General features: G+C 60.8%; 23 protein-coding genes and 1 pseudogene. 17 read left to right on the forward strand and 7 right to left on the reverse strand.

Features of this window, described 5'->3' with window-relative positions:
- The first annotated feature begins 16 nt into the window (after nt 1-16).
- Nucleotides 17-1,507, forward strand: coding sequence for an aldehyde dehydrogenase (locus tag V6P94_RS14030; RefSeq protein ID WP_338647155.1), 1,491 nt, complete (start codon nt 17-19; stop codon nt 1,505-1,507).
- On the opposite strand, the gene V6P94_RS14035 is transcribed toward V6P94_RS14030, so the two are convergent.
- Nucleotides 1,504-2,445, reverse strand: coding sequence for a LysR substrate-binding domain-containing protein (locus V6P94_RS14035; RefSeq protein ID WP_133076923.1), 942 nt, complete (start codon nt 2,443-2,445; stop codon nt 1,504-1,506). The two genes, V6P94_RS14030 and V6P94_RS14035, sit on opposite strands and share 4 nt — an antisense overlap.
- A 143-nt stretch (nt 2,446-2,588) precedes the next feature.
- Between V6P94_RS14035 and V6P94_RS14040 the strand changes: the two genes are divergently transcribed.
- The 10 genes and pseudogenes from V6P94_RS14040 to V6P94_RS14085 all read left to right on the forward strand — a co-directional run bounded on the left by V6P94_RS14040 (nt 2,589) and on the right by V6P94_RS14085 (nt 13,177).
- On the forward strand, nt 2,589-3,416 hold the full coding sequence (locus V6P94_RS14040) for a MaoC family dehydratase N-terminal domain-containing protein (protein WP_326397971.1): 828 nt from the start codon (nt 2,589-2,591) through the stop codon (nt 3,414-3,416).
- A 22-nt stretch (nt 3,417-3,438) separates the two neighbouring features.
- Nucleotides 3,439-4,602, forward strand: a complete 1,164-nt coding sequence (locus tag V6P94_RS14045) for an acyl-CoA dehydrogenase family protein (protein WP_133076921.1) — start codon at nt 3,439-3,441, stop codon at nt 4,600-4,602.
- Nucleotides 4,603-4,646: 44 nt separating this feature from the next.
- Nucleotides 4,647-5,039 (forward strand): VOC family protein, encoded by a 393-nt coding sequence (locus V6P94_RS14050; RefSeq protein ID WP_133076920.1) that lies wholly within the window; start codon nt 4,647-4,649, stop codon nt 5,037-5,039.
- Complete coding sequence (locus tag V6P94_RS14055; protein WP_133076919.1) at nt 5,036-6,418, forward strand: MmgE/PrpD family protein; 1,383 nt, start codon at nt 5,036-5,038, stop codon at nt 6,416-6,418. Before V6P94_RS14050 ends, V6P94_RS14055 begins: the two co-directional genes overlap by 4 nt.
- Entirely contained in the window at nt 6,415-7,620 is a 1,206-nt protein-coding gene (locus V6P94_RS14060) for a CoA transferase (RefSeq protein WP_133076918.1), read from the forward strand. The genes V6P94_RS14055 and V6P94_RS14060 overlap by 4 nt, the downstream gene beginning before the upstream one ends.
- A gap of 35 nt (nt 7,621-7,655) precedes the next feature.
- The gene (locus V6P94_RS14065) at nt 7,656-8,483 is read left to right on the forward strand and encodes a CoA ester lyase (protein WP_133076917.1); all 828 of its coding nucleotides are present in this window, start codon (nt 7,656-7,658) and stop codon (nt 8,481-8,483) included.
- A gap of 63 nt (nt 8,484-8,546) precedes the next feature.
- Nucleotides 8,547-9,538, forward strand: a pseudogene (locus V6P94_RS14070) (TRAP transporter substrate-binding protein).
- Nucleotides 9,539-9,634: 96 nt separating this feature from the next.
- On the forward strand, nt 9,635-10,273 hold the full coding sequence (locus V6P94_RS14075; protein WP_133076915.1) for a TRAP transporter small permease subunit: 639 nt from the start codon (nt 9,635-9,637) through the stop codon (nt 10,271-10,273).
- Complete coding sequence (dctM, locus tag V6P94_RS14080) at nt 10,270-11,550, forward strand: C4-dicarboxylate TRAP transporter large permease protein DctM (RefSeq protein ID WP_133076914.1); 1,281 nt, start codon at nt 10,270-10,272, stop codon at nt 11,548-11,550. The genes V6P94_RS14075 and dctM overlap by 4 nt, the downstream gene beginning before the upstream one ends.
- 415 nt (nt 11,551-11,965) lie before the next feature.
- A complete protein-coding gene (locus V6P94_RS14085; protein WP_338647167.1) occupies nt 11,966-13,177 on the forward strand; it encodes a YeeE/YedE family protein in 1,212 nt (403 codons plus the stop codon).
- 96 nt (nt 13,178-13,273) lie between these two features.
- Here V6P94_RS14085 and V6P94_RS14090 read toward each other — a convergent pair whose 3' ends face one another.
- Together V6P94_RS14090 and V6P94_RS14095 are read right to left on the reverse strand one after the other, a co-directional pair.
- Nucleotides 13,274-14,788, reverse strand: coding sequence for a solute carrier family 23 protein (locus V6P94_RS14090; RefSeq protein WP_133076912.1), 1,515 nt, complete (start codon nt 14,786-14,788; stop codon nt 13,274-13,276).
- 126 nt (nt 14,789-14,914) lie between these two features.
- Nucleotides 14,915-16,273, reverse strand: a complete 1,359-nt coding sequence (locus V6P94_RS14095; RefSeq protein ID WP_338647170.1) for an 8-oxoguanine deaminase — start codon at nt 16,271-16,273, stop codon at nt 14,915-14,917.
- 334 nt (nt 16,274-16,607) lie between these two features.
- Between V6P94_RS14095 and V6P94_RS14100 the strand changes: the two genes are divergently transcribed.
- Nucleotides 16,608-17,471 carry a diguanylate cyclase domain-containing protein gene (locus tag V6P94_RS14100; protein WP_133076910.1) on the forward strand — a complete coding sequence of 288 codons (864 nt, stop codon included), beginning with the start codon at nt 16,608-16,610 and terminating at the stop codon, nt 17,469-17,471.
- A 359-nt stretch (nt 17,472-17,830) separates the two neighbouring features.
- Entirely contained in the window at nt 17,831-19,123 is a 1,293-nt protein-coding gene (locus V6P94_RS14105) for an MFS transporter (protein ID WP_133076909.1), read from the forward strand.
- A gap of 48 nt (nt 19,124-19,171) precedes the next feature.
- Here the strand turns inward: V6P94_RS14105 and V6P94_RS14110 are convergent, their stop codons facing one another.
- The gene (locus V6P94_RS14110; RefSeq protein WP_133076908.1) at nt 19,172-19,711 is read right to left on the reverse strand and encodes a DUF1523 family protein; all 540 of its coding nucleotides are present in this window, start codon (nt 19,709-19,711) and stop codon (nt 19,172-19,174) included.
- 370 nt (nt 19,712-20,081) lie between these two features.
- Here V6P94_RS14110 and V6P94_RS14115 point away from each other — a divergent pair, with 370 nt between their 5' ends.
- Nucleotides 20,082-21,107, forward strand: a complete 1,026-nt coding sequence (locus V6P94_RS14115; protein WP_133076907.1) for a helix-turn-helix domain-containing protein — start codon at nt 20,082-20,084, stop codon at nt 21,105-21,107.
- Nucleotides 21,108-21,198: 91 nt separating this feature from the next.
- A complete protein-coding gene (locus V6P94_RS14120) occupies nt 21,199-21,873 on the forward strand; it encodes an MgtC/SapB family protein (protein WP_133076906.1) in 675 nt (224 codons plus the stop codon).
- Between the two features lie 16 nt (nt 21,874-21,889).
- Here V6P94_RS14120 and V6P94_RS14125 read toward each other — a convergent pair whose 3' ends face one another.
- A complete protein-coding gene (locus V6P94_RS14125; protein WP_133076905.1) occupies nt 21,890-23,140 on the reverse strand; it encodes an MFS transporter in 1,251 nt (416 codons plus the stop codon).
- 122 nt (nt 23,141-23,262) lie between these two features.
- On the opposite strand from V6P94_RS14125, the gene V6P94_RS14130 reads away from it, so the two are divergent.
- A complete protein-coding gene (locus tag V6P94_RS14130; RefSeq protein WP_133076904.1) occupies nt 23,263-23,712 on the forward strand; it encodes a helix-turn-helix domain-containing protein in 450 nt (149 codons plus the stop codon).
- 165 nt (nt 23,713-23,877) lie between these two features.
- Here the strand turns inward: V6P94_RS14130 and V6P94_RS14135 are convergent, their stop codons facing one another.
- Nucleotides 23,878-24,537, reverse strand: coding sequence for a CoA transferase subunit B (locus V6P94_RS14135; protein WP_133076903.1), 660 nt, complete (start codon nt 24,535-24,537; stop codon nt 23,878-23,880).
- Between the two features lie 40 nt (nt 24,538-24,577).
- Nucleotides 24,578-25,276 carry a CoA transferase subunit A gene (locus tag V6P94_RS14140; RefSeq protein WP_133076902.1) on the reverse strand — a complete coding sequence of 233 codons (699 nt, stop codon included), beginning with the start codon at nt 25,274-25,276 and terminating at the stop codon, nt 24,578-24,580.
- Between the two features lie 133 nt (nt 25,277-25,409).
- Here V6P94_RS14140 and V6P94_RS14145 point away from each other — a divergent pair, with 133 nt between their 5' ends.
- The gene (locus tag V6P94_RS14145; RefSeq protein ID WP_338647178.1) at nt 25,410-26,351 is read left to right on the forward strand and encodes a LysR family transcriptional regulator; all 942 of its coding nucleotides are present in this window, start codon (nt 25,410-25,412) and stop codon (nt 26,349-26,351) included.
- Nucleotides 26,352-26,361: the final 10 nt, after the last annotated feature.

The following is a 26,361-nucleotide window of genomic DNA, read 5'->3' on the forward strand; positions in this document are numbered from 1 at the left end:
ACTTGGGAGTACTGACATGTTCAACCTTGACTACTGGCAGCAGCGTGTTGCCCGCCAAACCTTCATTGACACCGCGCTGATCGACGGCCAGCCAGTGAGTTCGATGTCCGGAGCGACCTTCGACGCCATCAACCCGGCGACCAATCAATTGCTGGCCCGTGTCGCCGCGTGCGGCGAACAAGAAGTCAACCTGGCAGTGCGCTCAGCACGGCGCGCCTTCAACACAGGCCCTTGGCGGCGCATGGCCCCGGGGGAGCGCAAGAAAATCCTGATCAAGTTGTCCGGGCTGCTGATGGCCCACCGCGAAGAGCTGGCGCTGCTGGATTCGCTGAACATGGGCAAGCCGGTGATGGATGCCTACAACGTGGATGTACCCGGCGCCGCACACGTTTTTGCCTGGTACGGCGAAGCCCTCGACAAGGTCTATGATCAGGTCGCACCTACGGCTCACAACGCACTGGCCACCATCACCCGGGAAGCGCTGGGGGTTGTTGCCGCGGTGGTGCCGTGGAATTTTCCGCTGGACATGGCCGCCTGGAAACTGGCCCCCGCATTGGCTGCCGGCAACAGCGTGGTGCTGAAACCGGCGGAGCAATCGCCATTTTCTGCGTTGCGCCTGGCCCAGCTCGCCTTGGAGGCCGGTATCCCGGAAGGTGTGCTGAACGTGGTGCCCGGCCTGGGCGAGAGCGCCGGCAAGGCCCTCGGCTTGCATCCCGACGTTGATTGCCTGGTGTTCACCGGTTCCACCCAGGTCGGCAAGTACTTCATGCAGTATGCCGCGCAGTCCAACCTCAAGCAGGTCTGGCTGGAGTGCGGTGGCAAGAGCCCGAACCTGGTGTTCGAAGACTGCCAGGATCTGGACCTGGCTGCGGAAAAAGCCGCCTTCGGCATTTTCTTCAATCAGGGTGAAGTGTGCTCGGCCAACTCCCGGCTATACGTGCAGCGCTCCATCCACGACGAATTCGTCGAGCGCCTGATCAGCAAGTCCCGCGCCTGGTTGCCCGGTGATCCCCTGAACCCGGGAAGCGCTTCGGGCGCCATCGTCGACAGCGAGCAAACAGCCCGCATCATGAAAGCCATCGGCCAGGCCACTGCGGGTGGTGCCACGCTGTTGAGCGGAGGTGAACAACTGACCATCAATGGCTCTTCAAACTTTATCCAGCCGACGATATTCGCCAACGTGAACAGCGCCATGAGCATTTCCCGTGAAGAGGTGTTTGGTCCCGTCCTGGCCGTCAGCGCCTTTGATACTGAAGAGGAGGCCGTGGCCCAAGCCAACGACAGCATTTACGGCCTGGCGGCGTCGGTGTGGAGCGATGACCTGAATCGTGCCCACCGTGTGGCCTGTGCCCTGAATGCCGGTACGGTGTCGGTCAATACCGTCGACGCTCTGGATGTGGCGGTTCCCTTTGGCGGAGGCAAGCAGTCCGGTTTCGGGCGCGATCTGTCGCTGCACTCGTTTGACAAGTACACGCAGCTGAAAACTACCTGGTTTCAGTTTCGTTAAGCCGGTGTGGGAGCGGGGTGATCGGACGGATTCAGAGGCTGGGCAGAACCCTCGTTTTGCGCCAGCAACCTATCTATCAAGCTGCGGATGACCTTTGGCAGAGCCTCAAGATCACGGACCAGAATGCTTCGCTCCCGCACGCGCCAGGGCTCGTCGAGCTCGATGACTGACAGGCCCATGGTCTGTTGATGTCGACGGGCCGAAGACTCCGGCAGGATGGCCAGGCCCACGCCCGCTTCGACCATCCGGCACATCGCTTCAAAGCTGTAGACCTTGATCCGCATGTTCAGCGTATTGCCGTGCAGGGCCACCTGTTCGCTCAAGAAACGCAGCAGGGTGGTGCCTTCGTGCAAACCGATGTGCGCATAGGCCAGGGTCTCCGCCAGCTTGATGGATGTGCGCCCGGCCAGGGGATGGTCGAGGGGCGTGACCAGTACCAGCTGGTCAGTACTGAAGTGTATGACCTGCAAACTGTCGGCCTCGACCGGGCCGGCAATGATGCCCATGTCCGTCGAGCCCTCCAGCACGCCCCGAACAATGTCGCGGCTCAACCGCTCCTGCAGGTCAACCGTCACCCCCGGGCGTTCGGCGAGAAAGCCTGCAAGGATTTCGGGCAAGAACTCCGTGGCCGCCGTGGTGTTGGCAAAGATCCTGATATGCCCCGAGGACTCGGTGCCGTACTCGGTGAACTCGCTTTTCAGGTAGTCCACCTGCCGCATGATCACGCGGGCATGGTGCAGGAACAGTTCCCCCGCAGGTGTGAGTTCAACGCCCCGACTGTCACGGTAGAGCAGGCGGCTGGAGAGGTTTTCTTCCAGGCTTTTGATCCGGGCGCTTGCGGCTGCCGGGGAGATGAATGCCTTGCGCGCACCCTGGGTCATGCTGGGGGATTCGGCGATATGGATAAACAGGCGCAGGTCGACGAGATCAAAGTGCATGGCAGATTTCCCCAGGGCATGAATGCTGCTGTGTGGCTGCGGCGTTAAGCAAAACCGAACGCCCCCTTACCGAAACGCAGATTCACAGATCGCTGTGCTTTTGGCAATCATGGTCAAAATAACAAGCCACGGGGCAATCACCGATGAGCGATAACGCACTGTCTGCCTGGATCGGTCGCACTGAAGAGTGCCATGACTGTCTGAGCCTTAACCTGGTTACCCGCATCGCCGCGACCTTCGGCGAGCAGGCGCCACTGGCCGGTGAGCCGCTGCCGCCATTGTGGCAGTGGTGTTTTTTCCAGAGCGCAGTGGCGCCGGGGGAGCTGGGTGGCGATGGCCATCCGGCACGCGGGGGCTTCCTGCCACCCGCCGATAACCGCAACCGCATGTGGGCGGGCGGGCGTATCGAATTCCACATCCCGCTGAAGGTGGGCGCTCAGGCGACGCGCCTCTCCACCATCACCGATGTCCAGGAAAAACACGGCAAGACCGGCGCTCTGCTGTTTGTCACGGTGCAGCATGACTACTTTCAAGACGGCCAGCTGGCGATCCGTGAAGAACAGGACATCGTCTACCGCGAGCCGACGCCCCCCAAGCTGGCGAGCGGCGACCCGATGCCCGAAGGCGCCTGGCAGGAGTCCGTCACGCCTACTCCCACCTTGTTGTTCCGTTATTCGGCCGTGACCTTCAATGGGCACCGCATCCACTACGACTGGCCCTATGCGACCGAGGTCGAGGGCTACCCGGGGCTGGTGGTTCACGGCCCGCTGATGGCCACGCTCAGTGTGCGCGCGTTCTGCCGGGCCAATCCCGATGCACGGCTGCGCCGCTTCGCTTATCGCGGCCTGCGCCCATTGATTGCGCCTCATCCCTTTGACGTGAGCGGTCGCATTGCCGCGGCGGGCAGGGCTGAGTTGTGGGTGGGCAATGCTGAAGGTATTGCCCAAAAGAGCGAAGTGACCTTCGACTGAATAATGACAATAAGGATCTGCAATGAATCCGTATCTGAACGAAGACTACAACGCTATTCGCGAGGGTGTGCGCGCCCTGTGTGCCGAGTTTCCCGCGCAGTACTGGCGCAGGATTGACGAAGAAAAGGGCTTTCCTGAAGCGTTTGTGGCTGCCATGACCGAGGCCGGCTGGCTGTCGGCGATGATCCCTGAACAGTACGGCGGCTCGGGCCTGGGGCTGGCCGAAGCGTCGATCATTCTGGAAGAAGTGAACCACTGCGGCGGTAACTCCGGCACCGTGCATGGCCAGATGTACAACATGTTCACTTTGCTGCGCCACGGCAGTGAAGCGCAAAAAAGCTATTACCTGCCCAAGCTGGCCAGCGGTGAGCTGCGCCTGCAATCGATGGCCGTGACCGAGCCCACCACCGGCACCGACACCACCAAGATCAAGACCACGGCCGTTCGCCAGGGCGACTCCTACGTGATCAACGGCCAGAAGGTCTGGATTTCGCGGGTACAGCATTCCGACCTGATGATCCTGTTAGCCCGCACCACGCCGCTGGCCGACGTGCAGAAAAAAGTCGACGGCATGTCGATCTTCCTGGTGGATTTGCGCGAAGCCATCGGCAACGGCCTGACCGTGCAACCGATTGCCAACATGGTCAATCACGAAACCAACGAGCTGTTCTTCGACAACCTGCACATCCCCGCCAGCAGCCTGATCGGCGAAGAGGGCAAGGGCTTTCGCTACATTCTCGACGGGCTCAATGCCGAACGCACCCTGATCGCTGCCGAGTGCATTGGCGATGGCCGCTGGTTCAATGAAAAGTCTGCGCAGTACGCCCGTGAGCGTGAGGTGTTCGGCCGTCCGATCGGGCAGAACCAGGGCGTGCAGTTCCCGATTGCCGAGGCCTACATCGAGCTTGAGGCCGCGGACCTGATGCGCTGGCGTGCGTGCGAGGAGTACGACAGCGGGCGCAGTGCCGGGGCTGCGGCCAACATGGCCAAGTACCTCGCGGCCAAGGCCAGTTGGGAAGCAGCCAACACCTGCCTGCAGACCCACGGCGGTTTCGGTTTTGCCAATGAATACGACGTCGAGCGCAAGTTTCGCGAGACCCGTCTGTATCAGGTGGCGCCCATCTCCACCAACCTGATCCTGTCCTACGTGGCCGAGCACCTGCTTGAGTTGCCGCGTTCTTTCTAAGCATTCACCCGAATTTACATCTGGAGCCTTAACGGAGATTAAGCATGCAGATCAGCCATCTCGACCATCTGGTACTGACGGTACGTGATATTCCCAGGAGTCTGGATTTCTACAGCCGTGTGCTGGGTATGCAGCCGGTAGTGTTTGGCCAGGGGCGCCATGCCCTGTCGTTTGGTCAGCAGAAAATCAACCTGCACCAGGCCGGTGCCGAGTTCGAACCCAAGGCTACGCATCCACTGCCGGGGTCGGCCGACGTGTGCTTCATCGTCAAAGACCGACTGGACGTCGTCATCGAGCAGTTGCACGCCCAGGGCGTGAAGATATTGGAAGGCCCGGTCATGCGTACAGGTGCCCGGGGACCGATCCGCTCGATTTACCTGCTTGATCCGGACCTCAACCTGATCGAACTTTCGAATGCCATGGAGCACGCTGAATGAGTCAGCACACACAAGCGCTCACCGGGTTTTTGGCCGGCCTGCGCTACGAGCAGTTGCCCGAAGCCGTGATCAGCCGTACCGAAGACCTGTTTCTCGACTGGCTGGGCTCGGCCCTGGCCAGCCAGGGCTCGCACCCCATCCCGTTATTCGAGCGCTATGGCGCAATGATGGGCCCGGCCAGCGGACCGGCCACGATCCTGGTCAGTGGCAAGACCAGCTCCGCGTATTTCGCCGCGCTGATCAATGGCGCCAGCTCACACCTGGTGGAGCAGGACGACCTGCACAACAGCTCCGTGCTGCATCCGGCGACGGTGGTATTTGCGGCGGTGCTGGCTGCTGCCCAGGATCTGGGTAAAACGGGCCGCGACCTGATCGTGGCCGCCGTGGCCGGTTATGAAGCCGGCATTCGTATTGGTGAATTCCTCGGTCGTTCGCATTACCGCATCTTCCACACCACGGCCACGGTCGGCACCCTGGCGGCGGCAGTGGGGGTGGGCAAGTTGATGGACTTCAATCAGGAGCAGTTCACCCACCTGCTCGGCACTGCGGGCACTCAGGCGGCGGGCCTGTGGGAGTTTCTGCGTGATGCGGCAGACTCCAAACAGCTGCATACCGCCAAGGCGGCGGCCGACGGCCTGTTGGCGGCCTACCTCACCGCCGAGGGCCTGAGTGGCGCTAAAAATATTCTCGAAGGCGAGCAGGGCATGGCCGCAGGAATGTCCAGCGACGCCAATCCAGCATGCCTGTCCGACAGCCTGGGCAGCCGTTGGGCCCTGATTGAAACCTCGTTCAAGTTTCACGCCTCGTGCCGCCACACGCACCCGGCGGCGGATGCCCTGCTGGAGGTGATGCAGCGCGAGAATCTGCGGGCTGAAGACATTGCCAGCGTGATCACCCGAGTGCATCAGGGCGCCATCGACGTGTTGGGGCGCGTGCAGGTGCCAGAGACCGTTCACCAGGCCAAATTCTCAATGGGCACGGTGCTGGGCCTGATCGCCGTTTACGGCAAGGCTGGATTGCCCGAATTTCATCAACACGCGTTGACCGATCCACGCATCGGGGCGTTTCGCGACAAGGTAAGCATGGTGCTGGACGAGCATGTTGACGGCGCCTACCCGCAGCGCTGGCTGGGCCGTGTGGAGGTGACGACGGTGCAGGGCCGGACCGTGTCCGGCAGCATCGATGAGCCCAAGGGCGATCCGGGCAACACCCTGAGCCGCGCCGAGCTGGAGGACAAGTTTCGCCGCCTGCTGGCCTTCTCGGGAGCGTGCAGTGACGAGCAGGCGACGGGGGTTGTGGAGCTGGTCTGGCACCTGCGCCATCTGGACAACCTGGACGTGCTGACCCGCACTGCCGCACCTGCAGGGACTGCATCATGAACGACACGGCATTCAAACCCCGCCCGCTGGACGGCATCACTGTTGTGAGTCTGGAACACGCCATCGCGGCGCCGTTTTGCACCCGTCAGCTGGCTGACCTGGGCGCTCGGGTGATCAAGATCGAACGCCCCGGCTCCGGTGACTTTGCCCGTGACTATGACGAGCGGGTCAATGGCCTGGCCTCGCATTTCGTGTGGACCAACCGCTCCAAGGAAAGCCTGACCCTGAACGTCAAGCAGCCGGACGCGGGAGAGGTTCTCGACAAGCTGCTGGCCACGGCCGATGTGCTGGTGCAGAACCTGGCGCCGGGCGCAGCCCAGCGTATGGGGTTGTCGTTCGAAGCCCTGCATGAGCGTTTTCCCAGGTTGATCGTCTGCGATATCTCCGGCTACGGCGAGGGCGGGCCCTACGAGCAGAAAAAGGCTTACGACTTGCTGATCCAGAGCGAAGGCGGCTTTTTGTCCGTCACCGGCGGGCCGGGGGAAAACGACATGGCCAAAGCCGGTTGCTCCATTGCCGATATCGCGGCGGGCATGTACGCCTACACCGGCGTGCTTTCGGCCCTGCTGTTGCGGGACAAGACCGGGGAGGGCAGCCGCATCGATGTGTCGATGCTGGAAAGCCTGGTGGAGTGGATGAATTACCCGATGTATTACGCCTACGACGGCGCGGCACCGCCTCCGCGGGCCGGGGCCGCCCACGCCACAATCTACCCCTACGGACCGTTCCCTGCGGGGGACGGCGGTACGGTGATGCTCGGCCTGCAGAACGAGCGTGAATGGCAACAGTTCTGCGACAAGGTGTTGCTGCAGCCGGGGTTGGCGGCCGACGTACGCTTTAATGCCAACGCGCGGCGCTCGGACAATCGTGCCGAGTTGCGGGCCATCATCGTTGACGAATTTGCCCGCCTGAGCGCCGATGAAGTCATCGCACGGCTCGACGGGGCGTCGATTGCCAATGCCCATGTCAACGACATGGCCGGGGTGTGGGCCCATCCGCAACTCCAGGCCCGTGACCGCTGGCGCGAGGTGGACAGTCCGGTCGGCAAGTTGCCCGCACTGCTGCCACCGGGGCGCAACGTCGCTTTTGAACCGCGAATGGATGCTGTGCCGCGCCTGGGCGAGCACACCGACAGCCTGCTTGGCGAACTGGGCTATGGCGCCGCGGACATCCAGAGACTCCACCAACAAGGAGCAGTGTGAGGCCCTCGCCTCAGACTGCCGTACGGAGCATTGCCATGAATAAAACAGTCATTCGATCAGCGCTGTTTGTACCCGCCACTCGCCCCGAGCGTATTGCCAAGGCGCTGGCAAGCAGCGCCGATGCGGTCATCGTCGACCTTGAGGACGCCGTGGCGGAACACCTGAAGGTGCAGGCGCGGGCCAATCTGGAGGCGTTTCTGGAGGCCAATCCCGACGCTCGGGTGCTGGTTCGCATCAATGCGCCGCAGCATGAACAACAGGCGGCTGATCTGGACCTGTGCCGTCGCCAGCCCGGTGTGGTGGCGGTATTGCTGCCCAAGGCAGAGAGCGCCGTGCAGGTCGAATTGGCGGCGGCTTGCGCCAAGCCCGTCTGGCCGATCATCGAAAGCGCCAGGGGCTTGCTTGAAATAAAAGCCATCGCCCGGGCAGCGGGGGTTGAACGACTGACGTTCGGTGCCCTGGACCTTGGCCTGGACTTGGGCTTGAACAGCACGAGCGCCGCAGCGCAGCGCATGCTCGACCAGGCCCGCTATGCCATTTTGCTGCACAGCCGACTGGTGCAACTGGCGCCGCCGCTGGACAGCGTTTTTCCGGATATCAAAAACATCGAGGGCATGGCCCGAATGGCTGCCGATGCCCGGGACATGGGATTTGGCGGCCTGCTGTGCATCCATCCCAGTCAGGTTGCTTTGATTCACGACACCTACATGCCGGGGGCTGAAGAGCTGGACCGGGCCCGGCGGATTCTGGCTGCGGTTGAGTCCGCAGGCGGGGTGTTCGTGGTTGACGGGCAGATGGTCGATGCGCCGGTGATCGAGCATTCACGACGAATCGTGCGGCGGGCAGGGGCTGCGCCTGTCTGACACAAACCGCACGAAGGCAACACCAGGCACTACCAAACTTATAACAACAAGAGGTATGTACCCATGTTCAAGCACACCCTTATGGCTTTGGCCTGCGCACTTCCACTATTGACCGGTCATGCGGGCGCGGCCGATCCCATCAGTATCAAGTTCGCCCACGTCGTCGCCGAACACACCCCCAAGGGGCAGGGCGCGCTGCTGTTCAAGAAGCTGGCCGAGGAGCGCCTGCCAGGGCAGGTCAAGGTCGAGGTCTACCCGAACTCCTCGCTGTTTGGTGACGGCAAGGAAATGGAAGCGCTGTTGCTGGGGGACGTGCAACTGCTGCGCCGTCGCTGGCCAAGTTCGAGCACTACTCCAAGCCGATCCAGATCTTCGACCTGCCATTTCTCTTCGATGATATCCATGCGGTTGACCGCTTCCAGCAAAGCCCGCAAGGCCAGGCCCTGCTCACATCCATGGAAGGCAAGGGCATTACCGGCCTGGGTTACTGGCACAACGGCATGAAGCAGTTGTCCGCCAACAAGGCCCTGCAGGAACCCAAGGATGCCCGGGGGTTGAAGTTCCGCGTACAGGCCTCCGCCGTGCTCGATGAACAGTTCAAGGCCCTGCGCGCCGCGCCGCGCAAGATGAGCTTTGCCGAGGTCTACCAGGGCTTGCAGACCGGGGTGGTCAATGGCACCGAGAACACCTGGTCGAACTACGAGAGCCAGAAAGTGTATGAGGTGCAGAAGTTCTTCACCGAGTCCAATCATGGCGCGATCGACTACATGGTGATCACCAACACCAAGTTCTGGAACAGCCTGCCACCGGATGTGCGCAGCACCCTGGATGAGGTCATGGCCGAGGTCACGGTGGAGGTGAACAAGCAGGCAGAGGTGCTGAACCAGGCCTCACGGCAGAAAATCGTCGATTTTGGCAACAGCGAAATCATCAGCCTGACCCCGCAACAACGGGAGCAGTGGCGTGAAGCCATGCGCCCGGTGTGGAAGAAGTTCGAAAGCGCCATCGGCCCGGATGTGATCGAAGCCGCCGAAAAAGCCAACCAAAGCAGCTAAGGCCTTGTATGTCGTTGGCGACCCCGGGTGGGGTCGCCCGCGCTTGCATCGGTTCCATGTGTCGCTTTGCGACCGCTTTTTCAAGGGAGATAACCCATGCACGCAGTTGTTCGTGTCTGGAACCACGCGGAAGAAATGCTGGTGGCGTTCCTGCTTGCAGGAATGACCCTGGTCACATTTTCCTATGTGGTGTTCAACAACCTCTACGGCATTTTCTACTCGCTGGGGGATTCGCTTCCATTTGGCAACGAAGCCATGCTCAGCATCGGCGACGGTATTTTGTACATCGCCCAGGAGATGACCTGGAGCGTGGCGCTGACCAAGGCGATGTTCGGCTGGCTGATTTTTGTCGGCCTGGCCTGGGGCGTGCGGATTGGCGCGCACATAGGTGTCGACTTGCTGGTGCGCCAGTTCAATCCTGCCAACCAGCGCCGCGTGGCCTTGCTCGCCGTGGCCATCTGCCTGGGTTACTGCGCCTTGATGGCCTACTCCAGCGAGCAGTGGGTTGCCACGTTGTATCAAGTGGGGACCAGTGCCGAAGACCTGGACCGATTCGGCATTGCCCAATGGCAAATCGTAATGATCGTACCCATCGGTTTTGCCCTGATGTTCGTTCGTTTCCTGCAGATTTTCATCCGTATCGCCCAAGGCAAGCAGCAGGGACTGGGCTTGCACAGTGAGCTGGATGACGCCGTCAAGCTGGCGGAAAACGACAAGCAGGGGACCGACCAATGACCATTACCTTCCTTTTTGTCGCCCTGTTCGTGCTGATGTTCATTGGCATTCCGGTGGCGATTTCCCTGGGTTTGTCCGGGGCCATGACCATCCTGTTCTTCAGCAACGACTCGGTGCGTTCCCTGGCGATCAAACTGTTTGAAACCAGCGAGCACTACACACTGCTGGCCATTCCGTTCTTTCTGCTGTCTGGCGCATTCATGACCAGCGGTGGCGTAGCCCGTCGCCTGATCGACTTCGCCAACGCTTGCGTCGGTCACATCAAGGGTGGCCTGGCCATCGCAGCGATCCTTGCCTGCATGCTGTTTGCCGCCCTGAGCGGTTCGTCGCCGGCCACGGTGGCTGCGGTGGGTTCGATCGTCATCGCGGGCATGGTGCGTTCCGGCTACAAGCAAGACTTTGCCGCCGGTATTGTGTGCAACGCGGGCACCCTGGGCATTCTGATTCCACCGTCGATTGTCATGGTGGTGTACGCCACCGCGACCGAGACATCGGTGGGCAAGCTGTTCATGGCAGGCGTTGTGCCGGGGCTGTTGCTGGGCCTTGTATTGATGATCACCATCTACATCATGGCCCGCGTGAAAGACATGCCATCGCTGCCACGGGCCACGTTCAAGGAAATCATGGTCGCGGGCCGAAGGGCCGGTTGGGGCCTGATGCTGATCGTGATCATTCTGGGCGGTATCTACTCGGGCATGTTCACACCGACCGAAGCGGCTGCCGTGGCCGCCGTCTATGCCGCGTTCGTGGCCATCTTCATCTACAAGGACATGACCGTACGGCAATGCCCGAAAGTGATTATCGAAGCGGGCAAGCTGAGTGTGGTGCTGATGTTCATCATCGCCAACGCCATGCTGTTCGCCCACGTACTGACTACCGAGCAGATCCCGCAGTCGATCACGGCCTGGGTGGTGGAGCAGGGTTTTACGCCGATTGAGTTCCTGCTGGTGGTCAACGTCGTGCTGCTGGTTGCGGGCACCTTTATGGAGCCGTCCGCGATCATCCTGATCCTTGCGCCGATTCTGTTTCCGATTGCGATGCAACTGGGCATCGACCCGATCCACCTTGGCATCATCATGGTGGTGAACATGGAAATCGGGCTGATCACACCGCCGACCGGGCTTAACCTGTTTGTCACCTCGGCGGTGACGGGCATGCCGCTGACCCGCGTGGTGCGAGCGGTATCGCCGTGGCTGCTGGTGATGCTGGCGTTCCTGGTGCTGGTGACGTATGTGCCGTTTGTTTCACTGGCGTTGCCGAACTGGTTGGGGATGTAGGTGTAGCCGCTTCGCGCTCGATCGACACGCGGGATGGGTGAAGAATCTGTAGTCGCTGACGAGCCGTGCGAGGCTGCGATCGGCTGCGCAGCAGTCGTAAAGTCAGCTTCCACGGTTAATCAGGGATACCGCGCGTGCCGGTTTTGCGACCGCTTCGCGCTCGATCGCAGCCTTCGTTCCTCGTCAGCGACTACACGCGGGATGGGTGACGAACGCTGTAGCCGCTGACGAGCCGTGCGAGGCTGCGTCCGGTTTGGTGCGCCACTGCGACGCAGCAGTCGTAAAACATCATGACGCCTATCGCAGCCTTCGTTCCTCGTCAGCGACTACACCGGCTACACAGCAATTGCCCGCCGCGCAGGTTTATACTCGGCACCTTCGCAATTCATCACTTCCCTGGGTATCGAGATTTCTCATGAGCCGTTCTCTTTCCATGTCTCCTGCGCGCAAGCCGGTCGCGCCACTGGTGGCTTTTTTCCTTTTGTTGTTTGGCGCAGCGTTCCTGCAAAACAGTGTCGGCTCGCGCCAGGTTCTGTTGCTGGTCGTCGGGGCTGCTCTGGGTTTGACGCTCTATCACGCGGCCTTCGGATTTACTTCGGCATGGCGGGTGTTTATCAATGATCGGCGCGGCGCAGGTTTGCGTGCGCAAATGGTGATGCTCGCTGTGGCGGTGGTGCTGTTTTTCCCCGCGCTGGGAGCTGGCACTTTGTTTGGCCAGCCGGTGGTCGGTCTGGTGGCGCCTGTCGGGATTTCGGTGGTGTTCGGCGCATTCATTTTCGGGATCGGCATGCAACTGGGCGGCGGGTGTGCGTCCGGGACCCTGTTCACCGTCGGTGGTGGCAATGCGCGAATGCTGGTCACGCTGTTGTTCTTTATCTGCGGCTCCCTGATTGCCACTCACCATGTTGATTGGTGGTTTGCGCTGCCCTCGTTTGCACCCGTTTCCATCGTCAAGAGCTTTGGCGTGGTTCCGGCTTTGCTCTTGAGTCTGGCCGTGTTCGCAGTCATTGCTGCGGTGACGGTGCGCCTGGAAAAGAGCCGTCATGGCACGCTGGAAGAGGGCGTTAGCAGCGAACATCAGGGGCTGCGCCGCTTCTTGCGGGGGCCGTGGCCGTTGGTGTGGGGGGCGATCGGCCTGGCGTTGCTCAATTACGCCACGCTGGCCCTGGCCGGGCGGCCCTGGGGTATTACGTCGGCCTTTGCACTGTGGGGCGCCAAGGCCGCGAGCGGGTTGGGCGTCGATGTCGGCAGCTGGGCGTTCTGGCAGATGCCGGGCAATGCCAAAGCCCTGGCCGCGCCTGTCTGGGAAGACGTCACCAGCGTCATGAACATGGGCATTGTCCTGGGTGCGCTCTTGGCGGCAGGTCTGGCCGGACGTTTCGCACCCAGCCTGAAAATCCCGGCCCGCTCGCTGGTGGCGGCGGTGATCGGCGGCTTGTTGCTCGGTTATGGTTCGCGTCTGGCCTACGGCTGCAACATCGGTGCGTATTTCAGTGGCATCGCGTCGGGCAGCCTGCATGGCTGGGTGTGGCTCGTGGCTGCGTTCATCGGCAATAGCGTGGGCGTGCGCCTGCGGCCATTGTTCTTTGAAGGCGAGCGTCGGCAGGTGGCGCTGAGCGGCTGCTGAGAAGGCGGGCGGTACGGGCGTGCTGATCCTTTCTCAGCAACGCCCGTATTAAAGCGACAGGAAATCTTTATGCCGATTTCCTGGGTTCAAGGTTGATCAGTGTTCTTGCTCGAAGTGCTTTTTACGGGGTGACGAGGCGTGCTCATGGTGCTCGTCGGTCTCCACAATCGGCACTTCCTTGCCGTTGCAGTCGAACAGCTTGCCATCGCGGAACACGTCACCGTCGTTGAGCCGGCTGATATCCCGTGAGTGCAGGATGCGATCGCTGGCGGCGACGAATACCGACTGTTGGTCGGAGTTACCGGCCCGCAGGTGGTTGAACAGCAGGTTGAGCAGGATGGCCATGATCGCTGCCGAGCTGATGCCGGAGTGGAAAATGGTCTCGAACCACGTCGGGAAGTGGTGATAGAAGTTGGGCGCCGCAATCGGGATCATGCCGAAGCCGATTGATGTCGCCACGATGATCAGGTTCATGTTGTTGCGGTAATCCACCTGGGCCAGGGTGCGGATGCCGCTGGCCGCGACGGTGCCGAACAGTACCAGGCCAGCACCACCGAGGACGGCAGTGGGTACGGCCGCCACCAGTCTGCCCATGACCGGCAGCAGGCCCAGCGTCACCAGGATCAACCCCGCCGTCGCCACCACGTAGCGGCTTTTCACGCCGGTGACGGCTACCAGGCCAACGTTTTGCGCAAAGGCACTCTGAGTGAAGGAGCCAAACAGTGGCGCCAGGGCGCTGGAGATCATGTCCGCCCGCAGGCCGTTGCCGAGGCGTTTCGAGTCGACCTTGGTTTCGATGATCTCTCCGACGGCGAGGATGTCCGCGGAGGTTTCGACCATGGTCACGATGATCACGATCAGCATCGACAGGATGGCGGCAAGCCTGAACTCAGGCATGCCGTAGTGCAGGACTTCGGGCAGTGCGACCAGCGAGCCTTCCAGCACATTGGAGAAGTCGGTCATGCCAAAGGCCCATGCGACCAGGGTGCCGATGACGATCGCCAGCAGAATCGACAGGCGAGAAATACTGGCGCTCCCCAGCTTGCTCAGCAGCAGTACGGTCACCAGCGTGAATGCCGCCAGGCCGATGTTGGCCGTGCTGCCAAAGTCTGCGGCCTGACTGTTGCCACCCATGGCCCAGCGGGCCGTGACAGGCATCAGGGTCAGGCCGATGGTGACGATGACGATACCCGTCACCAGCGGCGGAAAGTACTTGATGATGCTCGAAAACAACGGCGTGATCAGCAAGCCCACCAACGACGCCACAATCACCGCCCCGAACACCACAGGCAGCCCGCCAGCCCCGTCGCTGCCGATAATGGCCACCATGGTTGCGACACCGGCGAAGGACACCCCCTGAACCAGCGGCAGGCGACAGCCGAAGAAGGGAATGCCAAGGGTTTGCAGCAAGGTGGCCAGGCCTCCGGCGAACAGCGATGCGGCGATCAGCAGGCCAACATCGGCTGAAGAAAGGCCGGCAGCCTGACCGATGATCAGGGGGACAGCGATGATGCCTCCGTACATGGTCAGCACATGCTGAAGTCCGTAGGCCAGGTTGGCGCCAATACCGAGGTTTTCGTCCTCTGGACGAGATGAAGCGGAAGAAGTCATGGTGAGTAGCTCGCTTTTGTTATTTTAGATGCGTCTAACAGCACGTTCTCAGTCGCATTCGACGAGTGTTGGGCTCAGTCGCGGCCCGTCGTTGCCCTCAGTGCAGAGCGCAACGGTTTGAACGGATCATTCGCCGCTGACCAACTGGCGGGCCAACTGGTTGTGGCGCTCCAGCACCCGGGGCAGGTCGACGGTGGTGAGGTGGCCGTCCTTTACCACCACCCGACCATTGATCACGCTGGTGTCGACGTGGGTCGGGGTGCAGAACACCAGGGCAGCCAGTGGATCGTGAAGGGCGCCGGCATAGGCCAGGTGGCCAAGGTCGAAGGCCACGAAGTCCGCCACCATGCCGGGGGCCAGGGCACCAATGTCATTGCGGTTGAGTACTTTGGCGCCGCCCAGTGTTGCGATCTCCAGCGCCTCGCGGGCGGACATCGCGTCAGGGCCAAAACCGACACGCTGCAACAGCAGCGCCTGGCGTACTTCGCCGATCATGCTGGCGCCATCGTTGGAGGCCGAACCGTCGACGCCCAGGCCCACTGATACGCCGTGGTCGCGCATCGTGCGGATCGGTGCGATCCCCGAACCCAGTCGCATGTTCGAGCACGGGCAGTGGGCGACCCCGGTACCGGTGCGGGCGAACAGTTCGATGCCGTGCTGATCCAGTTGCACACAGTGGGCGTGCCACACGTCGGGGCCGACCCAGCCCAGGTCTTCGACGTATTGGGCAGGAGTCATGCCGAACTTCTCGCGGCTGTAGGCGATGTCGTTGATGTTCTCCGCAAGGTGCGTGTGCAGCGACACACCGTACTGGCGCGCAAGAACGGCTGATTCGCGCATCAGGTCGCGGCTCACTGAAAAAGGTGAGCAGGGCGCCACGACCATGCGCAGCATCGAGCCATGACGGGCGTCGTGGTAGTCCTCGATCAGGCGCTGGGAGTCCTTGAGAATGTCGCTTTCTTTTTCCACCACCGAGTCGGGCGGCAGACCGCCCAGGCTTTGGCCCACACTCATGCTGCCGCGGGCAGCGTGAAAGCGCATGCCAATCTCTGCCGCTGCATGGATGCTGTCGTCGAGCTTGCAGCCGTTGGGGTAGATGTAGAGATGGTCACTGGATGTGGTGCAGCCGGACAAAATCAGTTCGGCCATCGCGGTTTGGGTCGAAACGGCGATCATTTCAGGCGTCAGTCGCGCCCAGATTGTATACAAGTTTGTCAGCCAGTTGAACAATTCGCCGTCCTGCGCCGCCGGTACTACACGGGTCAGGCTCTGGTACATGTGGTGGTGGGTATTGACCAGCCCCGGGATCACCACTTTGCCGGCCATGTCCAGAATCACGTCGGCATGTTGGGGCAGGGTGTCGGTAGGACCGACCTGCCTGATCAGGTTGCCTTCGATGAACAGGCCACCGCGCCTGATCTCCCGACGTTCACCATCCATTGTCACCAAAAGATCTGCGTTTTTGACCAGTAAAGTTTTGGGCATGGGTTTTCCTCTTCCGTGATGGCTCAGGCAAGCATCGGTGTGCGTGTTGAATGACATGTCTGGATGACGCTCGATGGGTTCGAGCCGCTGTGGAGGTTGCATGGTTATTAACCGTCGCAGTACGCACCGGCGACTGCCGGGGTCGTAGGCGCGGATTTATGTAACCAGAATTTAAATAGATTGTATACAAGTAAAGTGGGTGCGCTGATTTGCCCGGTAACAGCGGGCGCCCGTTCCACCCGTCCAGTTCTTGGGTCAGGAAAAGGGAATGTTTTGCCATTACATTGCCATCACTCTATGATCAAAATGCGCTATTTACCGGACGCACAACCCTATGCCCGTTGACCTGGACGCTCTCTACCCCAAGCTGATTCATTTGATGCTGGACACGGTTTTTGTGGTCGACAGGGACAACCGGATTGCATTTGTCAGTAATGCCTGCGAGGCGCTGCTCGGCTACTTTGCCGAGGAACTGACCGGAACCGTCATTACGGACTACATGCATCCTGAGGATCTGACGACCACTCGGGCCTCTATTGCCCGGGTCATGAACGGCCAGGCTCACGTTGATTTTCGCAACCGCTACATCCGCAAGGATGGAAGCATCGTGCATATCCTCTGGGCTGCCTTTTGGTCCGAGGATGTGGGCGCGCGCATCGGCGTTGCGCGGGACGTGACGGCCCTCAGGGACGCCGAAGATGAATTGCGCTTCCTTGCCCATCATGATCCGCTGACAAAGCTGACCAACCGCTCGCTGTTCAATGATCGGCTGGACCTGGCCCTGCGGGCGGCGAACCGGCGCAAAAGCACTCTGGCCCTGCTGTTCGTGGACATGAATGACTTCAAGGGCATCAATGACATTTACGGGCATGCCATGGGCGATCGTGTGTTGTGCATGGCGGCTCGACGGCTGGAGAGCTGCGTGCGCGAGACGGACACCGTGGCTCGGATGGGCGGCGATGAGTTCACGGTCCTGTTGACGGATATTGGCTCGCAGGACGTCGTGCTCGATAAAGTCGCACAGATCAACGCGGTCATGGCGCAGCCGCTGGGCGCCGAGTTTGGCGGGATGTACATGCCGTCCTGCAGTATCGGCGTGGCCTTTTATCCGGCAGACGGGGTGGATGCCGATACGCTGCTCAGCCATGCCGATGGCGAGATGTACCGGGTCAAGCGAAGCCGTTCTCTGGCCGGGTGAAGGCCTGTGCGGTGGCTGCGCCTGCACCTTTTCTTGGCCGGATACAGCGCCGTTGGCGTTTTGCTCCCCGGAGAGGGCGTTTTTTGGCGCTATGGGTTGAAAAATCAGATCGCCGTCTCTTCAACTTGCACGTCTCAGCGGCTACCATGCGCGCCCTGGTTTTGCATGCCCGGTCAGTGCCAAGGTTTGCGCCCAGCCTGCCTTGAACCTTTCCTGTAACTCGCCAGCCACGGCTGTGGCGTCGAACGAAGCTCAATCACACATACCTGTTTTCTCCTCCCGCCCCGGTCTTTGCCCGTGCCGGGCTGCACCTGCCTGTCGCGGGTTTTTCCATTGATCAATGAGGTCGTGAGTTAATTATGTCTGTGCAACTGCTGGCGATGGCGCTGGCACCTTTACTTGGGCTGTTTATCATCAGCATCGGCAACGGCATGCTTGCGTCACTGACGACATTGCGACTCGATACCCTGGGCGAGTCAGCCACCATGGTCGGCATCGTCTCTTCGGCTTATTTCATCGGCCTGACCCTGGGCTCGATTTTCAATGACCGGTTGATCGTGCGGATCGGCCATATCCGCGCCTACAGCTGCTTCGCCGCCCTGATCGCCACCATGATTCTGTTCCAGGGGATGAGTTCTGATCCCTGGACCTGGTTCGTGTTGCGGCTGATCACAGGCTGGGCCAGTGTCGGCGTGTTTCTTGTGGTGGAAAGCTGGTTGCTGATGGCGGCCGACCCCAAGATCCGCGGGCGCCTGCTGGCGCTGTACATGATTGCCCTCTACGGCGCAGGCCTGCTGGGGCAAGTCAACCTGGGTGCCATCGCGCAAACCGGTGACACCATTCCCTTCATGATTGCGGCCATCCTGGCCTCGCTGTCCCTGTTGCCCATTGTCATGATTCCCCGTGCAACGCCCATCGTGGAACGCGCCGAACCGCTGATGCCGCTGCAGTTACTGCGCACAACGCCGACCGGGGTCATCGGCTGCTTTGGTTCGGGCATTGCCATTGCGGCGGTGTATGCACTGCTGCCGCTGTACCTGCAACGCATCGGTATGGACGTGACTGAAGTCGGACACATGATGGCCAGTGTCATCCTCGGCGCCATGCTGTTGCAGTACCCGGTCGGGCGCTGGTCGGATCATCAGGACAGGCATCTGGTGCTGATCGTGCTGGGGGCTGCCTGCGCGGTGTTGTCGCTGATCATACTGTTCCTGCCGCCTGGGTCGCCCTTGCTGGTCGTGGCGTTTTTCCTGCTGGGGGGCGGCATTTTCGCGATTTACCCGGTGGCAGTCAGTCACGCGGCGGATCGGGCATCGTCGGGGGCGATCGTGCGCATGATCCAGGGTTTGTTGCTGATCAACTCCCTGGGTTCTGCCGTCAGCCCGCTGGTGATTTCACCGTTGATGACCAAAGTGGGCGAAGGCGGGCTGTTCTGGGCGCTGGCTGCGCTCAATGTGTGCCTGGTGCTGTTGTTTATGTGGCGGCGCGGCAAGCGTTCGGAGCCTGTCACGGCCGCACCGTTCACTGCAGCGGCACAGATGTCGGCGGTGGGCGTGGAGATGCGCGTCACTGAAGACCTGGCCCAGGCCGTGCTCGATCACGAGCGCGATGCCGACGGTGAAGACGAGCACAGGGCGCAGCGTCAGGCCTAGGGGGCGGGCACGATGGAAAGGAAATGCGCCCCGGCAGGGGCGCATTGATCAGCTCACCGGCATTTGCGGGCGGCGTTTGACGCGGCGTTTTACAAACACGGCAATAAACAGCACCACCAGTGCCATTACGCTGAAGAACACCGTGTTGAACCAGGGGAAGGGTTCATCGCGGGTCTTGGTGGCTTCGATCGCGGTGATGTTCGGGAACACCGAGAAGATCTTGATGCGCCATCCGTAATATCGAATCAGTGCCAGCTGCTCGGCATCGCGGGAGTATCCCTGGGCCTTGGCCTGGATGTCAGCGGAGTCGAACTTGAAATACCAGGGGAAGGACCAGCCGGTATCCTCGTTGCGATAAACCATGACTTCCTTGGTCACCGGGTCTTCGGTGTTGATGAAGTACACATCGCGGGTCGGGCCGTCAGCCGGATTTTCAGCGTTGATGACGCCATTGTGATCGACCCGTTTGACTTCAACCCCGGTGACCATCACCACATCGTGTTGAGGCAGAAAGTAAAACAGCCCCAGCGCTACAGCGCCGACTGCAAGCAGGATCGCGCCCAGAATGATGCCCTTGAGCCACTTCATGCAAAAACCCCGTACATATTGATAATTCCTGATTGCTGTTGATTGAACCACTGGCGGAGCTTATCGCAGCCTACGTAAAGGACTACAAGTTCCGAGTGAGTTGGCTACATGATTTGTAGCAGTTTAGTTGTTCCTCTACACCATAAGCCGCTGTTGGGGCGTGGGGGCACAAAACCTGTAGTCGCTGCCGCAGGCTGCGATAAGGTCCGAAGGACCTTCGGCTTTTGCACAGCGCGAGCCCTTCGGGCCCGATCGCAGCCTTCGGCAGCGACTACAGGTTTTGTGCACAAGTACGGCAGCTGTGCCCCATGGCAGGAGGAGCTTTTTAGCCTGCCGGGGGGTAGCATTGGGCATTATCACGGCATAAGAAATGGATCGAACCTTGATCGAGCGACGTCAATTCAGCACTGGCATGAAGGGCAAGAACCTTCGCTATCTCAACGACAGCCCCGCCGAGGCTGGCCCGGTGGTCCGCACGGGTTTTGTGCTGCTTGAGCATTTTTCACTGCCCGCATTTACCCAGGCGCTGGACACCCTCATCACCGCCAACCTGCTGCGAGCCGGTTTGTTTACATCGCGCACCTATGGCTTGAGCGACGGTGAGGTCATCAGCGATCTGGGCCTGGTGATCCGCCCCGATGCGCGCATTGATCCGGGGATGATCGATGAACTGGACCTGCTGGTCATTTGCGGTGGCTACAGAACCGAACTCCACATCAGCGACGAACTGGTCAGTCTGCTCAGGGCCGCTTCCAGCGCGGGCATTACTCTTGGCGGGTTATGGAACGGTGCCTGGTTTCTGGCCAGTGCCGGGCTGCTGGACGGTTACCGTTGCGCTATCCACCCCGAACACCGGCCCGCACTGGCCGAAGTGGCCAAGGCAGCCCAGGTCACCAGCGAGCCGTACGTCATTGACCGTGACCGCCTGACGGCCTCCAGCCCTGCGGGGGCGTTCCAGATGGCGCTGGGCTGGATCAAGGGCTTGCATGACAAGGCGCTGGTGGAGGGGATCGAGGATATCTTGGCGTTCGAAGAGTCCCGCTATCGGCGGATCAAGCCTGCGCAGAACATCTGCGTGAGCGCCCCACTGCGTGAAGTGGTCATGCTGATGGACGCCAACCTTGAGGAACCCCTGGAGCTGGAACAACTGGCGATCTATGTCGGCCGTTCCCGTCGCCAGCTGGAGCGCCTGTTCAAGGAGCAGTTGGGCACCACGCCGCAGCGCTATTACCTCGAGCTGCGCATCACCGAAGCCCGTCGCCTGCTGCAACACACCGAGCTGTCACAGGTGGATGTGCTGGTGGCCTGCGGGTTCGTGTCGCCCAGCCATTTCAGCAAGTGTTACAGCGCCTATTTCGGCTACCGGCCATCCAGGGAAGTGCGCCTGGTCAAATAGCGTTGATGCATGGCGGCGCTGCACACGGCTGAACCTTGGCTATGCTGTTGGCTTGACTGCGCAGGCAGAAGCTCTGGCTTGAGGGACTTGAATGATTTCAGAATGGGAAATGATCGCGCGTCTGCTGTTGGCCTCGGTGTTGGGCAGCATGATTGGTTTGCAACGGGAGCATCAGTTTTGGACCGCAGGTTTGCGCACCCATATGCTGGTGGCGACCGGGGCGTGTCTATTTATGATCGTATCGGCCTTTGGTTTTCAACAGGCGCTGACCCAGCAGGGTACGCAACTCGATCCCTCGCGGATCGCCGCGCAGATCGTCACCGGTATCGGCTTTCTCGGTGCCGGCTCGATCATGATGCGCGGTGAAGTGATCAAGGGGCTGACAACGGCCGCAAGCCTGTGGGCGGTCGCGGCCATCGGCATGACCATCGGTGGCGGGCTGTATTTGCTGGGGGTGGCAGCAACCCTTCTGATTCTGCTTATCCTGATTACCATCGGGCCGATTGAGCACCGGTATCGCGATTACATAAAAGTGCATGTCATCAAGCTGGTAGCGCCGATCGGGGTGCTGAATCGCCAGAGCCTTGAGGACTTTCTCGGTGCCGATGCTGGCCGTCTCAAGCAGGTGGTGGTCGAGCAGGGGCCTGACATGGGCACCGAAAGCATCACGGTCGAGTTCAGGAAAACCAGTCGGGTGGAAACCGCAGAACTGTTGAAAAAGATTCTGACGATCCCGGATGTCCGTGAGGAACCGCCTCCCCACTGACAGCCGTTCGGCGTAGTTATCCGGTGTGCCGGGTGACTGTTCCCGTGTGCTGAACAGTGCTCGGCATCTGGTTCAGTGTGACGGCCCAGAATACGAGGGCCGTCAGGCTGACACCGGCGCCGAGCAGGCACACGCCGGTCCAGCCCCATGCCGCGTATAGGGCCGTGGACGCCAGTGCGCCAAACCCGCTGCCAATGGCATAAAACAGCATGTAGCAGCCCACGACACGACTGTGTGCATCGGGGTGTGTGTTGAAAATCATGCTCTGGTTGGTGACATGAATGGCCTGGGCACCGAGGTCGAGGATCACGACGCCGACAACCAGCCAAACCATCGAGTAACTCGTAAGCCAGAGTGCAACCCAGGCCAGTATCAGCAATCCCAGGGATATGCCGGTTGTCCATTGCCCCAGCCCTTTATCCGCCCAGACTCCGGCGCGGGTGGCCGCCAGTGCACCCACTACGCCCACCAGGCCAAATGTGCCGATGGTTGTGTGCGAAAACCCGTAGGGCGCTTGGGTCAGGAGAAACACCAGCGCACTCCAGAAAATCCCCAGCACCGCAAAAATGAACAAGGCGAGCATGCCGCGGATTTGCAGCACGGGATCTTCCCTGAGCAATGTAAACATCGAGAGCACCAGCCGCGCATATCCAGTGGGTGTGGCTGACGGTCGCTGTGACGGCAAGACTTTGTAGAGGATCAAGCCGAGCGCCATCATCACCAGTGCTGAACCCAGATAAACCCAGCGCCACCCGGCCAGGTCCGCAATCAGCCCGGCTGCCAGCCGCGACAGCAACAGGCCAATCACAACCCCGCCCTGGACCGTGCCCACCACCCGACCGCGTTCTTGCGGCAAGGACGCGGTGGCGGCGAAGGCGATCAGGCCCTGGGTCATGGCGGTTCCCAGCAGGCCTATCCCGAGCATGGCCAGCAGCATGATCAAGGGGGAGTGGGTCATGGCCACGCAAAAAAGCCCGGCGATCAGTGCGCCGATCTGGGCCAGCATCAAGGTCCGGCGATTTACCTGGTCGCCCAAGGGCACGATCAGCAGCAAGGCCAGCACACTGCCGACCTGAGTGGCGGTAATCACACCGCCGACCGCGCCAGGGCTGATGGCAAAATCTTCGGCCACCTGGTCAAGCAACGGCTGGGCGTAATAAACGTTCGCCACACTCAGCCCGCTGGCGCAGGCAAACACCCCGACCAGCCCTCGCGGTGTGCGCAGCGGGACCGATGCAGTAACGGGATAGAGTTGATTGTTGGGCACGGGTAAACCTCTCGGCAATCTAGTCTCGAAATAAGACTGGTTTCATTCTAGGCCAGCCAGTCTTAAAATGAAACTTGATGCGGGAAGTCACCCGGATTTCCAGGGCAAACAAAGGAGCGAGCATGGCAAGGCAGCACATGGATCCAGCCCCAACGTGTCCGGTGGCACGGACTGTGGACTTGATTGGCGATCGCTGGTCGCTATTGATCGTGCGCGACGCGTTCGATGGGGTCAGGCGATTTGGAGACTTCCAGAATGGTCTGGGGGTGGCGCGCAGCGTGCTGACCCAGCGTCTAAAGGGGCTGGTCGAGGCCGGTATTCTGCAGGTACAGCCAGCTTCTGACGGGACCTCGTATCAGGAGTACGTCTTGACGGCGAAGGGTGAGGGGTTGTTCCCGGTGGTCGTGGCTTTGCGCCAATGGGCAGAGCAGCATGCGTTCGAGCCGCACGAGGCCCGCTCGCAACTCGTGGATACAGCCACAGGGCAGCCGCTGGGGTTGATGCAGCCCATCAGCGCCCAGGGACAGGTGATTGCCCCTGAGCAGACCCGGGTCATCAAAAAAACGCTGTGACTGGCAATGCTGTTCACTCAGGTTTTTTTTGGCTCTGTGGGAGCGGGCTTGCTCGCGATGGTCGTTAACGATGACGCGTCTTTACTGAGTTAATGCGGTGCTCTTAAGACCCTCGCGAGCAATCCCGCTCCCACACTTGAGCAGCGTTGCTCTTGAGTGAACGGTTCAGACGAATTGCATTTCCGGGACGTGGTCCGGGACGATCAGCTTGCCTGCGGTTTTGCGAACGATTTCGTCGACGCTGACGCCGGGTGCGCGTTCCTTGAGGATGAATGCACCGTTGTCTATTTCCAGGTAGGCAAGGTCGGTCAAGACACGCTTGATGCAACCCGCGCCGGTCAAAGGCAGACTGCAACGGGATAACAGCTTGGACTCTCCGTCCTTGGACGCGTGGGTCATGGTGACGATGATGTTTTCCGCGCCGGCCACCAGGTCCATCGCGCCGCCCATGCCCTTGACCAGCTTGCCGGGGATCATCCAGGAGGCGATGTTGCCGTGTACGTCGACTTCAAAGGCACCGAGTACGGTGAGGTCGATATGGCCGCCGCGAATCATCGCGAACGACTCTGCCGAGGAGAAAATCGACGCCCCGGTGCGCGCGGTGACGGTTTGCTTGCCGGCGTTGATCATGTCGGCGTCCGCTTCACCGACGCGGGGGAATGCACCCATGCCTAGCAGGCCGTTTTCCGATTGCAGCATGACTTCCATGCCTTCGGGAATGTAGTTGGCGACCAGGGTCGGGATGCCGATGCCCAGGTTTACATAGAAGCCGTCCTGCATTTCGCGGGCGACGCGCTGAGCCATTTGTTCGCGGGAAAGAGCCATGGTTGTTCTCCGTGCTCGGGTTCAGGAGTTGGGCTGGGGATCAGGAACGCTCGGTGAGCTGTTCGATGCGTTTTTCGAAGGTGCCGCAAATGATCCGGTCGACGTAGATGCCCGGGGTGTGGATCTGGGTCGGGTCCAGCTCGCCGGGCTCGACGATTTCTTCGACTTCAACCACGGTAATCCTGCCGGCAGTGGCGGCCAGCGGATTGAAGTTCTGCGCGGTGTGGCGGTAGATCACATTGCCGAAGTGGTCGGCTTTCCAGCCTTTGACAATGGCGAAATCGCCCGTGATGGACTCTTCCATCAGGTAGGCGCGACCCTTGAACTCGCGGGTTTCCTTGCCGTCGGCAACCGGAGTGCCGACGCCGGTTGCGGTAAAAAATGCCGGAATGCCGGCACCGCCAGCGCGCATTTTTTCGGCCAGGGTGCCTTGGGGCGTCAGTTCGACCTCGATTTCACCGCTCAGCAGCTGCTTCTCGAACAGGGCGTTTTCACCCACGTACGAGGCGATCACTTTGCTGATCTGGCGGTCTTCGAGCAGCACGCCCAGACCGAAGCCGTCAACGCCACAGTTGTTCGAAACCACGGTCAGGTCGCGGATGCCCTGACGCTTGATCTCGTTGATCAGGTTTTCGGGGATGCCACACAGGCCAAAGCCGCCAGAGATAACGGTCATGCCGTCCTTGAGTCCGGCCAGAGCCTCCTCGTAGGAGCCCACACGCTTGTCGAAACCTGCCATACGCACCTCTCTTGTTTTTAGTGGGCTGTTGTTAGCCGTATGAAGCGAGTGTTACCGGATGTAATTGATTTGTTAAGTTGATTTTTAAGGTGGATTGATAGATAAAATAAATTAATACGCGTGAGGCAAAACCATGACCGTGAAACAGATCCGCGCCTTTCTTGCCGTGGCCCAGAGCCTGAGTTTTGCCGTGGCCTGTGAGCGCCTGCATTTATCGCAGTCGGCCTTGAGCCTGACCATCAAGGCGCTGGAGGAGGGGCTGGGTGGTCGCCTGTTCAGCCGCACCACGCGCCATATGGCACTGACACCCGAAGGCGAGTCGTTGTTGCCGTTGGCCCGACGCCTGATCGCTGACTGGGACAACGCCGAGGATGAACTGCGCCAGCGCTTCACCCTGCAACGTGGCCGTGTGACCCTGGCGGCGATCCCGTCGTTCTCGGGCAATCAGTTACCGTCGATCCTCAAGGGTTTTCGCGTGCGCTACCCCAAGGTCAACGTCACGGTGAACGACGTCATCAACGAGCAAGTGCTGGAGATGGTGCGCGATCGCCTGGTGGAACTGGGTGTGGCTTTCGAACCGGCGCCCGGTTCGTCGCTGACGTTTACCCCGTTGTACCTCGACCGTTTTGTCGCGGTGGTGCCCCGTGATTCCGGGTTGGCCGGGCACTCGCTGATTGACTGGAAGACCCTGCTGCAAGAGCCCTTTATTACCCTGCAACGGCCTTCTGCCGTGCGGGTGATGCTGGAGGAGCACCTGCAGGCGCGGCAGATGAAGTTGCCGGTGGCATTTGAAAGTCATCAACTGGCCACGGTCGGGCGGATGGTCGCCAGCGGGCTGGGCGTCAGCGTGGTACCGGCGCTGTGCGCCGAGCAGATGCGTGAACTTGGCGCGTGCTGCATCACCTTGCATGAGCCCGTGGTGGAACGTGCCATAGGCGTGTTGACCAAACCCGGCCATGAGTTGTCAGCGCCAGCCCAGGCCATGTTTGACTGCCTGCTTGAGAGCGGCGGGGCCTTTCAGGTAGGTCAAGGTGATGCCATCGCGAGCAAGCCCGCTCCCACAGTGAGGGTATGAGGGAGCTGGC

Origin of the sequence: Pseudomonas sp. ML2-2023-3 (genome assembly GCF_037055275.1) — a bacterium.
Lineage (GTDB): Bacteria > Pseudomonadota > Gammaproteobacteria > Pseudomonadales > Pseudomonadaceae > Aquipseudomonas.

Coding starts and splice junctions, on each gene's coding strand:
- V6P94_RS14075 (WP_133076915.1), top strand. CDS start 9,635: ATGCACGCAGTTGTTCGTGTCTGGAACCACGCGGAAGAAATGCTGGTG.
- V6P94_RS14120 (WP_133076906.1), top strand. CDS start 21,199: ATGATTTCAGAATGGGAAATGATCGCGCGTCTGCTGTTGGCCTCGGTG.
- V6P94_RS14105 (WP_133076909.1), top strand. CDS start 17,831: ATGTCTGTGCAACTGCTGGCGATGGCGCTGGCACCTTTACTTGGGCTG.
- V6P94_RS14045 (WP_133076921.1), top strand. CDS start 3,439: ATGAATCCGTATCTGAACGAAGACTACAACGCTATTCGCGAGGGTGTG.
- V6P94_RS14055 (WP_133076919.1), top strand. CDS start 5,036: ATGAGTCAGCACACACAAGCGCTCACCGGGTTTTTGGCCGGCCTGCGC.
- V6P94_RS14040 (WP_326397971.1), top strand. CDS start 2,589: ATGAGCGATAACGCACTGTCTGCCTGGATCGGTCGCACTGAAGAGTGC.
- V6P94_RS14060 (WP_133076918.1), top strand. CDS start 6,415: ATGAACGACACGGCATTCAAACCCCGCCCGCTGGACGGCATCACTGTT.
- V6P94_RS14130 (WP_133076904.1), top strand. CDS start 23,263: ATGGCAAGGCAGCACATGGATCCAGCCCCAACGTGTCCGGTGGCACGG.
- V6P94_RS14090 (WP_133076912.1), bottom strand. CDS start 14,788: ATGACTTCTTCCGCTTCATCTCGTCCAGAGGACGAAAACCTCGGTATT.
- V6P94_RS14135 (WP_133076903.1), bottom strand. CDS start 24,537: ATGGCTCTTTCCCGCGAACAAATGGCTCAGCGCGTCGCCCGCGAAATG.
- V6P94_RS14095 (WP_338647170.1), bottom strand. CDS start 16,273: ATGCCCAAAACTTTACTGGTCAAAAACGCAGATCTTTTGGTGACAATG.
- V6P94_RS14115 (WP_133076907.1), top strand. CDS start 20,082: ATGGATCGAACCTTGATCGAGCGACGTCAATTCAGCACTGGCATGAAG.
- V6P94_RS14110 (WP_133076908.1), bottom strand. CDS start 19,711: ATGAAGTGGCTCAAGGGCATCATTCTGGGCGCGATCCTGCTTGCAGTC.
- dctM (WP_133076914.1), top strand. CDS start 10,270: ATGACCATTACCTTCCTTTTTGTCGCCCTGTTCGTGCTGATGTTCATT.
- V6P94_RS14030 (WP_338647155.1), top strand. CDS start 17: ATGTTCAACCTTGACTACTGGCAGCAGCGTGTTGCCCGCCAAACCTTC.
- V6P94_RS14100 (WP_133076910.1), top strand. CDS start 16,608: ATGCCCGTTGACCTGGACGCTCTCTACCCCAAGCTGATTCATTTGATG.
- V6P94_RS14065 (WP_133076917.1), top strand. CDS start 7,656: ATGAATAAAACAGTCATTCGATCAGCGCTGTTTGTACCCGCCACTCGC.
- V6P94_RS14035 (WP_133076923.1), bottom strand. CDS start 2,445: ATGCACTTTGATCTCGTCGACCTGCGCCTGTTTATCCATATCGCCGAA.
- V6P94_RS14085 (WP_338647167.1), top strand. CDS start 11,966: ATGAGCCGTTCTCTTTCCATGTCTCCTGCGCGCAAGCCGGTCGCGCCA.
- V6P94_RS14145 (WP_338647178.1), top strand. CDS start 25,410: ATGACCGTGAAACAGATCCGCGCCTTTCTTGCCGTGGCCCAGAGCCTG.
- V6P94_RS14140 (WP_133076902.1), bottom strand. CDS start 25,276: ATGGCAGGTTTCGACAAGCGTGTGGGCTCCTACGAGGAGGCTCTGGCC.
- V6P94_RS14050 (WP_133076920.1), top strand. CDS start 4,647: ATGCAGATCAGCCATCTCGACCATCTGGTACTGACGGTACGTGATATT.